Consider the following 14017-nt stretch of genomic DNA (forward strand, 5'->3'; position numbering starts at 1 on the left):
ATCTCGGAAGAAAGGAGACCAGGTGCGCAGGAATTCCATTTTTACGAAACGGTGGGTGAAGGGAAGCGCGGTTCTCGTTGCCACTGCAGCGACGCTCGTGTTTGCCAATCCCCAGCAGGCGATTGCCACGCCACTCAAGGGCGTCGACTCAGCGACCGTGTCCCAGTCTGCCTCGAATGTCGTCGACATCGATTTCGCTGATGGCATCAAGGGCCGTATTACGTTCCTCGAGGACGGTATTTTCCGTTATAACGTTGACCCCAAGGGTGAGTTTTCCGATTACGCCACACCGCGCAGTAAGTCCCACACGGCTAAAATCCAGGCTCAGCCCGATACCTCGGACACCTACAGCAAGCCGAGTGCGACGGTTGCCGACAAGGGCGACACTATCGAGATCACCGGCGGAAAGGCGACCGTGATCCTGGACAAGGCGACTGGCAAGATGAGTATCAAGTCAGGCGACCGTGTCGTGGTTTCCGAGTCCGCGTCCCTCGACCTTGATAAGAAGGGTACCGTCCAGACGCTCGCCAAGGAGAAGTCCGAGAACTTCTTTGGCGGCGGCACCCAGAACGGACGCTTCCTGCACACCAACCAGACCATCGCCATCTCCAACACGAACAACTGGACTGATGGCGGCGTTGCCTCGCCCAACCCGTTTTATTGGACGAGTGACGGCTACGGCGTACTCCGAAACACGTTTGCAGAGGGCTCCTACGACTTCGGTTCCACGGACTCATCGACGGTCACGACTTTGCACAGCGAGAATGAGTTTGATGCCTACTACTTCGTGGCGACCAACGAGGGCGCTTCGAACGTGGCAACCGAGATGCTGCAGGACTACTATAAGGTGACCGGTAACCCGGTACTGCTGCCCGAGTACGGGTTCTACCTTGGTCATCTTAATGCCTACAACCGTGATGGCTGGTCAACGACCACGGGTCAAAAGAAGTGGGAGACCAAGGGCAGCAAGTCCTCGAGCGAGAAGGGCGACGTTAAGTACGAGTCTGGCATGTCGACGGGCTACAAGCTCGACGGCACACTTGCGGCCGAGACGCTCAACGGTGAGGGCCCTACGGTTGATACCGAGAACATGAAAGCGACCGATTTCGACCGCCAGTTCTCTGCTCGGCAGGTTATCGATGACTACGAGGACAACGACATGCCGCTCGGCTGGTTCCTGCCGAACGACGGTTACGGCGCCGGCTATGGCCAGAACGGTTACTACAAGACCGGCGGCGTCAACTCCGACGGAGCGAGCTCGGCCGACCGTCTTAACGCTGTGCGTGCCAATGTCGACAACCTTAAGAAGTTCACCGAGTATGCCAACTCCAAGGGTGTGAGCACGGGCTTGTGGACCCAGTCCAACCTTGAGCCCGACAGCAACCCTGAGACCCCGTGGCATCTGCTTCGCGACTTCGACGCCGAGGTCAAGACGGGAGGCATCACTACCCTTAAGACCGACGTTGCCTGGGTTGGATCTGGCTACTCCTTTGGTCTTAATGGCATCAAGACAGCTTATGACACGGTGACGACCGGCGCTAACAAGCGCCCCAACATCATCACGCTCGATGGTTGGGCCGGCACGCAGCGCTTTGGTGGCATTTGGACCGGCGACCAGTATGGCGGTAACTGGGAGTACATTCGCTTCCATATCCCCACGTATATCGGTCAGAGTCTTTCGGGCAACCCCAACATCGGCTCCGACATGGATGGCATCTTTGGCGGCGACCCCATCATCTCTGCGCGTGACTACCAGTGGAAGACGTTCACGCCCTCTATGCTTGACATGGACGGTTGGGGCACCTACCGTAAATCGCCCATGACGCACGGCGATCCCTACACAGGCATCTCGCGCTTCTACCTCAAGCTCAAGGCGCAGCTCATGCCCTATATCTACACGAGCGCGGCCTCGGCGGCCAACATCGACACGGGTAACGGCGATGCCGGCCTGCCCATGATCCGCGCCATGCTGCTTTCCGACAACTCCGAGTACGCCGCAAGCACTTCGACGCAGTACCAGTATATGTTCGGTGAGAACTTCCTAGTGGCACCGGTGTATCAGGATACCCAGGCAGACGAGAACGGCAACGACATTCGCAATGGGATTTACCTCCCCAACTACGGCACCGACGAGAATCCCACCATCTGGATCGATTACTTCTCGGGTAAGCAGTATCGCGGCGGCCAGGTTCTCAACAACTACGAGGCTCCGCTTTGGAAGCTGCCGCTGTTTGTGAAGGCCAACGCTATCGTGCCGATGTACGCCGAGAACAACAACCCCGAGGCCGTGAGCGACACCAACACCAAGGGTACCGACCGCAGCCAGCGTATCGTCGAGTTCTTCGCCACCGAGGGCGACGGCACCTTTACGCAGTACGAGGACGACGGCTCCTCCATCGAGAACAACACGACTGAGGACGATTCCTACGGCACGATCGACAATATCTCCTACGGTGAGCATGTGAGCACCGTCTACAGCTCCAAGGCCGCAGGCGGCACCGCGACCTTTACCGCCGAGGCCTCGCAGGGCGGCTACAACGGCTACGACTCCAACCGCACCACGACCTTCGTGGCCAATGTGTCCGCCAAGCCCACGAGCGTTGTCGCCAAGAACGGCGGATCCGCACTCAACGTGGTTGAGGTCGACTCGCAGGAGACCTTTGACGCCGCGACCCCCGAGGCCGGCCAGGCGGTCTACTTCTACAGCGAGACCCCCAACCTCAACCACTACGGCAGCGATGCGGACGGCACCGAGGCCGAGCAGGGCGAGAGCTTCAACAACACCAAGATCACCACGAACCCCAAGGTCTACGTCAAGTTCGCGAAGACCGATGTTGCTGCAGCGGCGCAGACGCTTGAGCTGGGCGGTTTCGTGAACGCCGACGCCACGCTCACAGCCGATCGCCTCAACGAGAACCTCTCCGCACCCACGAACCTTGCTGCCCCCGAGGACGCCACGACCCCAACGAGCATCAAGCTCACCTGGGGAAAGGTCGATGGTGCTACCTCCTACGACCTTAAGGTCGACGGCACTGTGTTTGCCGTGGGTGATGCGGCCGAGTTCACGCACACCGACCTCGCCTACAATAGCAAGCACACCTACCAGATTCGTTCGCGCAACGCCGAAGGTTACTCCGCCTGGAGCGATGTGCTCGAGGCGAACTCCGCACTCGATCCGTGGCGGAACGTCCCCGACGCCGAGGAAATCACCTGGGAGGGCTCACTTTACGGCAGCCATAAGGCCGAGCTCGCCTTCGACCATGAGTTCCAGTCGGGCGACGGCGGTTTCCACTCCGGTGGCAACGATCTGGGCAAGGCGCTTACCGTTGACTATGGACGCGCTTACAAGCTCGATAAGCTCGAGTACTATCCGCGCGATGACGCCGGCAACGGCACCGTGACCAAGATGCGTGTTGAGACGAGTCTCGATGGCGTCCACTGGACGAGCCAGGAGGTCGATTGGGCACGTTCCGCTGATTGTAAGACGGTAGCGTTTGACGGCACCGTGGCCGCCCGTTACGTGCGCATGACACCGCTCGCCTCGGTCGGCAATTTCTTCTCCGCGTCCGAGATTGCCATCTACAAGACCGACGGCACGGATGGCTTCGCCGTGGGCTCCAACCTCAACAAGGCCACGATCTCCGACGGAGACTACTCCAACATGAAGAACTATCTGGGCCTCGAGAATCGCGAGCCCGATACCCCGACGTTCGGTTCGCAGATCCGCGACCACTTCGCCGACCTCAACGATAACGGCGTTTACGACGTCTACGATTACTCGTTCACCATGGCGGGTCTTGACGGCGGCACTAAACAAAAGGGCAAGGTCGCAGGTTCGCTCGCGGTGATTCCGAGCAAGACCGAGGTCGAGGCCGGTGATGAGATCACCGTTGATGTCTATGCGGCCGACGCCAAGAACGTCAACGCCCTGGGCGCTCTCGTCAACTTCAAGAGCGACCAGTTCGAGTTTGTGTCCGAGAGCATCGCGCAGGACGGCTCGACTGCCGGCATGGAGAACCTGTCTCGCGAGAAGGTCCAGTTCGCGGACAGAACGCAGACTATCAATCTCGCCTTTGCCAACCGCGGCGATGGCAAGCTCTACAACGGTACCGGCGCGGTGGCGAGTTTCAAGCTCAAGGCCAAGACCGCCGGCAAGGTCGAACTGCCCTCGACATCTTGGCTCATCGGTCCGGCATGCGACGCACTTGAGTTTGCGAGCGACGGCACAGTGACGATGCCGGATGTTCCTCAGCCAACGGTCGCCGAGTACGGTCAGGATGCCTTCAACATCACGATGACCAACGATGAGCTCACGACCGACGACGGGACCAACGTCGAGAAACTTATCCAGCAGAAGAGCTATAACGCGCTGTTCGATAATAACGAGGGCGACAACGGCTTTGAGTTCCTATGGAACTGGGAGCCCAACTATGACAGCGAGGGTAAGTTTCCGAGTTACGTGAAGCTTCCCACCACGATGACATTCGCATTTAAGACGCCGTCGAAACTCGATAGTGTCGAGGTCGTTAACCGCAACGGTGGCAACGGAACCGTGCAGAAGATCAAGGCTGTCGTGACGTTCGAGGATGGCTCAACCCAAGAGTTCGCGGGCGGGGAGTACGATTCCTTCCGGGCTCGCTACGCCTTTGGCCTCTCTGCCGAGAACAAGGGCAAGAAGGCGACCAAGGTCGAGGTCACGCCGCTTGAGGCATCGGGTGAACAGATGCTCACACTGCGTGAGGTCAACTTCAACTACACGCAGGGTGTCGAGGCCATCGAGGGTGTCGAGCTAGGCAAGAACCAGACCGAGTTCTTTGAAGGCGACGTTACGCTCGTCGACGCCAAGGCCACGCCTGAGAGCGCCGGCTACCCCTATGTGACGGTCAAGAGCTCCGACCCCTCTGTGGTAAGCGTCTCCGCTGTTCAGGCTGGCAATAGCGTGAGCTACTACCTGCGTGCCAACAAGGCCGGCAAGGCAAAGATCACGGTGGCGTCGGTACTCGACCCCTCCAAGACCGCATCCTATGAGGTCGAGGTCAAGGCTGGTGTCGATACCTCTGCGCTCGTGGCAGCGCTTTCCAAGGCCGCGGGCTACAGCGAGTCCGTCTACACTAAGGATTCCTATGCAGCTCTCGCCACTGCGGTCGAGGCGGCTCAGAAGCTCCTCGACGGCGGCCAAGGCAGCTATAGCAAGAAGGATGTCGCAGACGCCACAGCCAAGATCGAGAAGGCAATCGACGGCCTCAAGATGCGCCCTGTCGATGAGAAGATTCTTATCAACACGCCCGAGAACCGCAAGAACGTCACGGTGGCCGGCTTCTCGAGTGAGGCCAACTACGAGGGCAGCAACGCTGTCAACGCTCTCGACGGCGACGAGCGGACGCTATGGCACAGCGACTGGGCCTATGAGACCGGTATGCCCCAGTATCTGAGTGTCGACCTGGGCCGCGACTACGATCTCACCGACGTTACATTCCTGCCGCGCCAGGACGGCGGCACTAACGGCGATATCTTCGAGGCCGAGATACTGGTCTCCGACACTGCCGACGGTTATGAGACGGGCACCGCCGTGTCGATGGGTACGTTTGCCTTCGACAACGACGGCCACGTACTCACCGACCGTGGCGACTGGAAACAGATGAGCTTTGGCGCCGCGCGCGGTCGCTACGTGACCGTCAAGGTGATTCACGCCGGCGGTGGCGACGTCGATGCCTACTGCAGCGTGGCGGAGCTCAAGTTCTACGGTACGGCCGTTCCCGATCCGGTGTCGAAGGATGATCTCGCTACCGCGATCGAAAAGGTTGATGCCGAGGTTGATGCCGGCGACCTCAAGGCCGGTGACTACACCGAGGCCTCCTGGACGGCGCTCGAGAACGCCCTGGCGAGCGCCCGCGCCATCTTGAGCGACGAGAACGCCACACAGGACGAGGTCGACCAGGCGCTCAGGGCGCTCAAGAGCGCCCGCGGCGCGCTCGAGAAGACCCCGGTGGCCCCGGTCGAGAATCCGACTAAGAAGCAGCTCAAGGCCCTGGTCAAGCAGGCGAAGGAGACTGACACCAGGGGCAAGACGGCCGAGTCTGTCAAGGCCCTGACGGATGCCATTACCTACGCCGAGGACGTCTTGGGTGATGAGAATGCTCCCGACACCCAGCTCCAGGCGGCCTATGACCAGCTCAAGCTGGCTATTGAGAGCCTCAAGGATGCCGATTCCGGCAATCAGGGCGGCTCGGGCAACCAGGGTTCCGGCAATGGCTCGAACGGCGGCAACCAGGCGGGCAAGCCCGCAGGCGACAAGGCCCAGGGCAGCAAGAAGAACGGTTCGGCGATTCCCAATACCGGAGACCAGACGGCGGCGACCGTCGCGACCGTCGGTGGTCTTGGCGCCATCATCGCCGCGATCGGCGCTTTCTTCCATCGTCGCAGCAAGGCTAAGTAGCCCCAGCAACAGCTAAGCAAGCGTGCCCGCCGTCCCACCCAAGGACGGTGGGCACGCTTTTTGAATGTAGGCGGAAAGCTCCGACCCTTCGGCCTTAATCTCGCAAAGCGTTCCGTCTCCCGCCGAACACATCAGCATCGGCGGCTATACTTGAATTATTTGCAGTTAAGGGTCGCGGATTCGCCGCGTCACCGCTCTCAACAGGAGGTCTTTGTTTATGGCAGATCAGAAGCCGGTTGTCGGGATCATCATGGGCTCCAAGTCCGATCTGGGCGTTATGGAAGGTTGCACCGCCGAGCTCGAGGCGCTAGGCGTGCCCTATGAGCTCGTGATTGCAAGCGCGCACCGTACGCCGGCGAAGGTCCATGAGTGGGCCTCGACTGCTGCTGACCGCGGCATCAAGGTGATTATCGCTGCTGCCGGCAAGGCTGCTCACCTGGGCGGTGTCGTGGCGGCCTTTACGCCGCTGCCGGTCATCGGCGTGCCTATGAAGACGAGCGATCTGGGTGGTATGGACTCGCTGCTGTCGATGGTGCAGATGCCTTCGGGCGTGCCCGTGGCCTGCGTTGCCATCAACGGCGCCAAGAACGCCGCCATCTATGCCACGCAGATTCTGGGTGCTTGCGACCCCGAGTACCGCAAAGTTATCGAGAAAATGAAGCAGGAGATGGCCGACGCCTAAGCGGCTTGCCATTCCGCTGTAATCATAGGGAGAGTCATGTCCGACTATCAGGGAAAACGTTTCTCGGCTTCTCAGACCCCCGATCCATCCAAGTCGGGATCGGCCCGCTCCATGCAGCAGGGTCGGGCATCCTCTTCTCAACAGGCTCGTGCGCCGCGCCCCGTAACGCCGACGTCCCATCGCCGTCAGGATACGCCGGCTGCGTATCGCCCCTCGTCATATGGCACGGCAAAGAAGCGGACCCGGACGACGAGGCAACCGAGCGGCGCTCCGTCCAGCTACACCGAGCCGCCGCGTAAGAAGCGCCGCTCCATCATCCCCATTCTGCTCATCATCGTGGGCATCGGTCTGATTGTCGCCGCCGCCGCCATCTTTATCAATGCTCAGATTGGCTATAAGCAGGCGAGCGATTCGTACCAGAAAATCGAGAAGCAATATGTAAGCGATAAGGACGCCAGCGGCGTGCCGATTATCGACTTCGATGCGCTTGCTCAGACAAACCCCGAGATTGTGGGTTGGATTTACGTGCCGGGAACCAACATCAACTATCCCGTGGTGCAGACCAACAACAACTCCAAATACCTCAACACGCTGTTCGACGGTACGGCCAATGCGTCCGGGGCCATTTTCCTGGATAGCGATGACACCGCGCCGGGAATGGTTGACCAGCAGACCACGATCTACGGCCACCACATGAATGACGGGTCGATGTTCAACGTGATTTCGGACACCACCGACCAAGCGACATTCGATAGCATCGAGTACGTGTATTACATCACGCGCGATGCAACGTATAAGCTGCGACCGCTGGCGACCAAGGTCGTCGAGGATACGTATGCCAAGGCGCGCACACCCAATTTTGAGGGCGACGACGGGCTCAAGAACTACCTGTCCGAGATGCTCGACGGCGCTTCTGCCGTGGCGAGTGATGCCACCGATCGTGCCGCTTCGGCAACTAAGGTTGTAACGCTTGTGACCTGTCGTTCGCTGTCGCTGAGCAACACACGCGCCGTCATGGTGCTCACGCCGGTCGAGGAATAAGTTGTTCGAGAGTAGCTAAAAAGGCCCCGTCCCAAATTGGCTACTCGACGACGGTAAGGGAGAAATGATGCTCGAGAGTGGCAAATTGATGCCTTCGATTGATGCTTGGCTGCGCGAGGCCAAGGCCGATGCTTCGGCGGCAGGCTGTGGGATGTATCTGACGCATAACGGTGTGGTGCGCGCGACGCCCAAGGCTGAGGTGCGCGGAGTCGAGACCGATGGCGTGGCGCCTGGGCATAAGGTGGGCGGCATGGTGTTCGGCTTCGATGCTCAGAAGGTGCAGGCTGCTATCGAGGCGACGCGTGCGATGCCGGGTATCGGCTATGTGCGTGTGTGGCTGGCAAGCGGCGAGCTTGCCGTAGGTGACGACATCATGCTCGTGCTCATCGGCGGGGACATTCGCCCGCACGTGGTCGATGCGCTGCAGGCGCTCGTTGGCACCATTAAGAACGAATGCGTGAGTGAGGTCGAGCGCGAGGCGTAGAGGCTTGCGTCGATAGAAGGATCGTTTATAAAAATGCCCACCGGTACGTGTGATACCGGCGGGCATTTTGCGTTTTGGGCGCGGTGGGCGCTACACGCGCGTCGCATCCTTGGGGCTCATGGTCATGCTCTGGAAGCGGTTTTCCATGTACTCGTTATCGAAGTGCTCTCCGTAGAACTGTGCGACGGGAATGTCCGGCTCCGTGCCGTTAACGCGCTGGTACCAGTAGTCGAGCGACTGCAGCGTCATGACGCCGTCGACCAGCATGATAACGGTAAAGATGACGGTGGCCGAGTAGCGGCTCTTCCAGGGGATCTTGTTGATAAGCTTAAGCAGCCTCGGCAGCAGCAGCTTGATCCAGATGAGGCCGCCCAGGCCCCACAGGCAGGCGAAGCCCGTGCAGGTGCGTCCGCCCGTGAGGACCACGAGCGGATCGGGCAAACCGAACAGCGTTATGTGCGAGTAGCTCCACGAGACCACGCCAAACGCGGTCTGCATAAACCAGCCCACGAACACCTCAAAGCTGGCGCCGAGCAGGGCGCTCACCAGGAAAATGATGATGGGGTTCTTTTTGTAGAAGCGGTTAAGCACCATGGTCATGAGCACGGCGCCAAATCCGTAGATGGGGCTGAAGGGGCCAAACAGCATGCCGGCGCGGTTCTGATAGACGCCCGGGTCGTCGACCGTCATGTGCCAGATGTCCTCGGCGATCAGGCCGAGTATGCAGCAGACAAAGAACACCCAGAACAGGTTGAAGTAGTTGAGCTTGATGTAGCCCTCGCCGGTTTCATCGCGGCCGAGCATGCCCTCGGCGGCGGCGTCGCGGTCGAGCATCTCCTGCAGGCGGCGCTGCAGTTCGCGCTCCTGACGCAGCGTGGGGTCGACGGTTGCCGAAAGTGCAACAAGGATGCCGAGCTGGATCGCGGGACGCAGCAGGAAGGGCCCGATGCCCTGGAGCATCACGTCGACCAAAAGCTCGACGACGGTGAATGCAATAAGGATGTAGGACAGGCGGGCGGCGTTGCGGCGCTGGTTTTTGATAAGGTCCAGGCCAAAGATGATTAGGATGACGGCACTTGCCGCAGAGAGCATGATGCCGGCGACGATAAGGCCGACTGCGACGAGCGTGTTGTCGCCGAGCTTTTCGGTGGCGTTGCCGTTAACAAGTGCCGTGATGACCTGCCACATAAAGGCAGCGACCGACGGGAGCGTGCCCACGCCGGAAAGGATGCACAGGACGGCGTACACCTTAATGATGAGGGGAATCTTCTTGACCTCTGTGGCGCTGGGGACGCTGGGGTCGAGTTCGTTTCGATCCATACAGAACCTTTCTCGCTTTGTTGTAGGTTATAAGGATACGCCGCCGACCTGCCAAAAGACAGGACGAACGTCCCAATTGCAACTTTGTAATCCCCAACGGTGGACGCGGCGGCCATCTGGGGGGCGCGGGCGCTTGCACTGGACAGACCGATAAAATGTTTGGCAACAAAACTGATTATTAGCTCGGTGGGCTTTTAAAAAGCGCTGCTCATGCGCTGGGGAGCACGTCGCGCCGTGCGTATAATAAGGCGGGTAACGCCAAAAATACGAGGCTCTGAGGGGATACCATGTCTCAAGAAACCATCCGCGCGGCCGAGCGTGCCGCGGGACAGGTGAACACCATGTCGACGTATGATCCGGACTCCGACCAGCTGCATGAGGAATGTGGCATTTTCGGCGTATGGGCGCCCGATCGCGACGTGGCTCGACTGACGTACTTTGGCCTGCGTGCGCTGCAGCACCGTGGCCAGGAATCGGCTGGAATCGCCGTGGGTGACGGCGGCACGGTTATGGTCCGCAAAGATCTGGGCCTGCTCGACCGCGTGTTCTCCAACGCCGACCTGTCGACGCTCTCCGGCCAGCTGGCCGTGGGTCATGTGCGCTACGGCACTGCCGGCGCCAAGAGCTGGGAAGCCTCTCAGCCGCACCTCTCTACCATCAATAGCGTCATTATCGCGCTCGCGCACAACGGCACCCTCGTCAACACCGACGAGCTGCGCCGTCAGCTGATCGAGCTGGGCGTGCCGTTCCTCTCCAATTCGGATTCCGAGGTCGCGACCAAGCTTATCGGCTACTTTACCCAGCGTACGGGCCACCTGCGCGAGGGTATTCGCAAGACCATGGAGCTCGTGCGCGGCGGCTACGCCATGACGCTCATCAACGAGCAGGCGCTCTACGCATTTCGCGATCCACACGGCATTCGCCCGCTCGTGCTGGGCAAGCTGGTGGACGAGGGTCTGGACCAGGCCGATGCCGCAGCCGTTTCGCAGCTGCCGTCGCAGGACGGCGCCGCGACGGTCGACTCCGCCGTCCGTGTCACGCGCGCCGGCGGCTGGGTCGTTGCTTCCGAGACCTGCGCACTCGACATCGTGGGTGCCGAGTACGTCCGTGACGTCCGTCCCGGCGAGATCTTGCGCATCAGCGCCGAGGGCCTGGTATCCGAGCAGGGCGTGCCTGCAGCCGAAGAGCCCGCCAACTGCATCTTTGAGCAGGTCTACTTTGCCCGCCCCGACTCCATCATGAACGGCAAGAGCGTCTATGCCTGCCGTTACGACATGGGTCGTCAGCTGGCACATGAGGAGCCTGTCGAGGCCGACCTGGTCATCGGCGTGCCCGACTCCGGCCTGCCGCCTGCGGAGGGGTATTCGCACGAGAGCGGCATTCCCTTTGGCGAGGGCCTTATCAAGAACCGCTACGTGGGCCGTACGTTTATCGAGCCTACGCAGGAGTTGCGCGCCATGGGCGTGCGTATGAAACTCAACCCGCTGCGCGACAACATCGAGGGCAAGCGCCTGGTCGTCATCGACGACTCCATCGTGCGCGGCACCACCATGGTGCAGCTCGTCAAGATGCTGCGCAACGCCGGCGCCAAGGAGATTCATATCCGCATCAACTCGCCCGAGGTCATCTGGCCGTGCTTCTACGGTATCGATACCGACGTGCAGTCGCAGCTTATCAGCGCCAACAAGACGGTCGACGAGATTTGCGAGTATATCGGCGCCGATTCGCTGGCCTTCCTTTCGGTCGAGGGCCTGCTGAAGGTCATGCCCAAGGGCGGCTACTGCGACGCGTGCTTTACCGGCCGCTATCCCGTGGCGATTCCCGAGAGCTTTGGCCGTGACAAGTTCATGGAGGGCTTTAAGCCCCGCAACCTGGACAAGCCGCTGTACTTTGACGACGACGCCGTGGTCGAGAAATATGTCGACCGCACCTGGGAAGAGAAGCACGGCGAGGCCTAAAACCTGCCATTTAGGGACAGGTTTATTTTGGCAGGTTTTATCTGCCGTTTTGTTGATATGACGGCGCGTGCTGTTATGGTGCGCGCCGAAATGAACGCAAATATGAGCACCGTTTGGCGCCCGCGCGGCGCCACGGTAGTGGGAGAGGAAGGCTCTGATGAGCGACAGCAAGCATGTGACGTACGAGGACGCCGGCGTCGATACCGCCGAGGGCGGCCGCGCCGTCGACGCTATTAAGCAGATGGTCAAGGACACCAACCGCCCCGAGGTCATCGGCGGCATCGGTGGCTTTGGTGGCCTGTTCTCGGCCGCCGCGCTTAAGGATATGGAAGACCCGATCTTGATCAGCGGCACCGACGGCGTGGGCACCAAGCTCGTGCTCGCCCAGATCATGGACCGTCACGAGACGGTGGGCCAGGACCTGGTCGCCATGTGCGTCAATGACATTTTGGCTTCGGGCGCCGAGCCGCTGTTCTTCCTGGATTACGTTGCCATCGGTCACATTGAGGCCGAGCACATGGCAAAGATCATCAAGGGCGTGGCCGACGGCTGCAAGCTCGCGGGCTGCGCGCTCGTGGGCGGCGAGATGGCCGAGCACCCGGGCGTTATGGCTCCGGCCGACTACGACCTCGCCGGCTTTACCGTGGGTGTTGTCGATCGTCCCAAGATGCTCGACCCCGCGAACGTTCGCCCCGGCGATGTGGTCCTGGGCCTGCCCTCCACCGGCGTGCACTCCAACGGCTACTCGCTCGTGCGCAAGGTCATCGGCGTCGACGGCATCAAACCGGGCACGCCCGAGGCCGCCGCTAAGGCCGAGGAGCTGAGCCGTCCGCTCGAGGAGCTCGGCGGTGCTTCGCTGGCCGACGCTCTGCTGGCTCCCACGCGCATCTACGTCAAGCCGATTCTGGAGCTGCTGCGCGGCGGCGCCAACGTGCACGCTATTGCCCACATCACTGGCGGCGGTATTACTGAGAACCTCAACCGCGCGCTCGCCGACGACGTCGACGCTGTGGTCACCCGCAACGGTGCCGAGATGGGCTGGGACGTTCCGCCCGTCATCACCTACGTGTCGCGCCAGGCCGAGCTCGCGCCCAACGAGGCATGCAAGACCTTCAACATGGGCGTTGGCCTGTGCCTGATCGTCGCCCCCGAGGACGAGGCCACGGTTACCGAGGCCCTGGTCGCGCTGGGCGAGAAGCCGTTCCGCGTGGGCGAGTGCGTCGAGGGTTCCGGTAAGGTCGTGTACTCCGATGAGCGCTAACGAGCAGATGGCTGCCGCCGAGGGCCTGGGCTTTGTGCCCTATACCCGTCCGACCGGCACCGATACGGCAGAGCCGCTCAAGATCGGTGTACTCATCAGCGGTTCGGGTACCAACTTGCAGGCGCTGATCGACCTGATCGCCGCCGGCAAGCTCAACGCTTCGATTGAGCTTGTGGTGTCGAGCCGTCCCTCGGCTAAGGGTCTGCAGCGCGCTGAGCGCGCGGGCATCCAGACGCTCACGCTGTCCAAGGATGTCTACGCCGACCCCATCGCCGCTGACGAGATCATCGCGCACGAGCTTCTCGAGCGCGGCTGCGAGTATGTGGTCATGGCCGGCTACATGCGCATGGTGCACACGCCTTTGCTGGCGGCGTTTCCCAACCGCGTGGTCAATCTGCATCCGGCGCTGCTGCCGAGCTTTACCGGTGCGCATGCGATTGACGATGCCTTTGCGCGCGGCGTCAAGGTAACTGGCGTGACCGTGCATTTTGCCAACGAGATCTACGACAACGGTCCCATCATCGCCCAGCGTGCGCTGGCTGTTGAGGAGGGCTGGGATGTCGACACGCTCGAGGAGCACATCCACGCGATTGAGCATGTGCTGTATCCCGAGGTCGTGCAAATGCTCGCCGACGGTCGCATCCACGTGCTGGAGAACGGCAAGGTGGCAGTTGACCCGGCGCGCTAGTCGCTTGAAAAAGGGTCTCCTTGGTTTCCTTGAGATGTGAAAGCTTCATCAGAACCAAGAAATCTGATAGGGCCTCGTCCGTGTGCGGGCGGGGCCCTTTTGCGTGGCCTTTCATGTTTGCTATACTGCTAGCAGATAGAGAGGAGC

8 protein-coding genes are annotated in these 14017 nt (G+C 60.8%); 7 read left to right on the forward strand and 1 reads right to left on the reverse strand.

What is annotated here, in order from left to right:
* Window positions 1–55: 55 nt before the first annotated feature.
* From DXB86_RS01100 to DXB86_RS01115, 4 genes are all read left to right on the forward strand, one after another.
* Window positions 56–6436, forward strand: coding sequence for a discoidin domain-containing protein (locus DXB86_RS01100; protein ID WP_158555248.1), 6381 nt, complete (start codon window positions 56–58; stop codon window positions 6434–6436).
* Window positions 6437–6653: 217 nt separating this feature from the next.
* Window positions 6654–7118 carry a 5-(carboxyamino)imidazole ribonucleotide mutase gene (purE, locus tag DXB86_RS01105; protein WP_006235810.1) on the forward strand — a complete coding sequence of 155 codons (465 nt, stop codon included), beginning with the start codon at window positions 6654–6656 and terminating at the stop codon, window positions 7116–7118.
* A gap of 36 nt (window positions 7119–7154) precedes the next feature.
* Window positions 7155–8159, forward strand: coding sequence for a class B sortase (locus tag DXB86_RS01110; protein WP_117735849.1), 1005 nt, complete (start codon window positions 7155–7157; stop codon window positions 8157–8159).
* 64 nt (window positions 8160–8223) lie between these two features.
* A complete protein-coding gene (locus DXB86_RS01115; protein ID WP_233504102.1) occupies window positions 8224–8643 on the forward strand; it encodes a molybdenum cofactor biosynthesis protein MoaE in 420 nt (139 codons plus the stop codon).
* Between the two features lie 90 nt (window positions 8644–8733).
* Here DXB86_RS01115 and DXB86_RS01120 read toward each other — a convergent pair whose 3' ends face one another.
* A complete protein-coding gene (locus tag DXB86_RS01120; protein ID WP_117564037.1) occupies window positions 8734–9963 on the reverse strand; it encodes a putative ABC transporter permease in 1230 nt (409 codons plus the stop codon).
* A 287-nt stretch (window positions 9964–10250) separates the two neighbouring features.
* Here DXB86_RS01120 and purF point away from each other — a divergent pair, with 287 nt between their 5' ends.
* The 3 genes from purF to purN all read left to right on the forward strand — a co-directional run bounded on the left by purF (window position 10251) and on the right by purN (window position 13870).
* Window positions 10251–11921 carry an amidophosphoribosyltransferase gene (purF, locus tag DXB86_RS01125; RefSeq protein WP_117735850.1) on the forward strand — a complete coding sequence of 557 codons (1671 nt, stop codon included), beginning with the start codon at window positions 10251–10253 and terminating at the stop codon, window positions 11919–11921.
* 157 nt (window positions 11922–12078) lie between these two features.
* Window positions 12079–13182, forward strand: coding sequence for a phosphoribosylformylglycinamidine cyclo-ligase (gene purM / locus DXB86_RS01130; RefSeq protein WP_117735851.1), 1104 nt, complete (start codon window positions 12079–12081; stop codon window positions 13180–13182).
* The gene (purN, locus tag DXB86_RS01135) at window positions 13172–13870 is read left to right on the forward strand and encodes a phosphoribosylglycinamide formyltransferase (protein ID WP_117735852.1); all 699 of its coding nucleotides are present in this window, start codon (window positions 13172–13174) and stop codon (window positions 13868–13870) included. Before purM ends, purN begins: the two co-directional genes overlap by 11 nt.
* The last annotated feature ends 147 nt before the right edge of the window (window positions 13871–14017 follow it).

It is taken from the genome of Collinsella sp. OM06-18AC (assembly GCF_003438785.1).
Classification (GTDB): Bacteria; Actinomycetota; Coriobacteriia; order Coriobacteriales; family Coriobacteriaceae; genus Collinsella.

What these genes read in the sequence shown, in the direction of transcription:
- purE (WP_006235810.1), top strand. Translation starts at nt 6,654, where the DNA reads ATGGCAGATCAGAAGCCGGTTGTCGGGATCATCATGGGCTCCAAGTCC.
- DXB86_RS01110 (WP_117735849.1), top strand. Translation starts at nt 7,155, where the DNA reads ATGTCCGACTATCAGGGAAAACGTTTCTCGGCTTCTCAGACCCCCGAT.
- DXB86_RS01115 (WP_233504102.1), top strand. Translation starts at nt 8,224, where the DNA reads ATGATGCTCGAGAGTGGCAAATTGATGCCTTCGATTGATGCTTGGCTG.
- DXB86_RS01120 (WP_117564037.1), bottom strand. Translation starts at nt 9,963, where the DNA reads ATGGATCGAAACGAACTCGACCCCAGCGTCCCCAGCGCCACAGAGGTC.
- purF (WP_117735850.1), top strand. Translation starts at nt 10,251, where the DNA reads ATGTCTCAAGAAACCATCCGCGCGGCCGAGCGTGCCGCGGGACAGGTG.
- purM (WP_117735851.1), top strand. Translation starts at nt 12,079, where the DNA reads ATGAGCGACAGCAAGCATGTGACGTACGAGGACGCCGGCGTCGATACC.
- purN (WP_117735852.1), top strand. Translation starts at nt 13,172, where the DNA reads ATGAGCGCTAACGAGCAGATGGCTGCCGCCGAGGGCCTGGGCTTTGTG.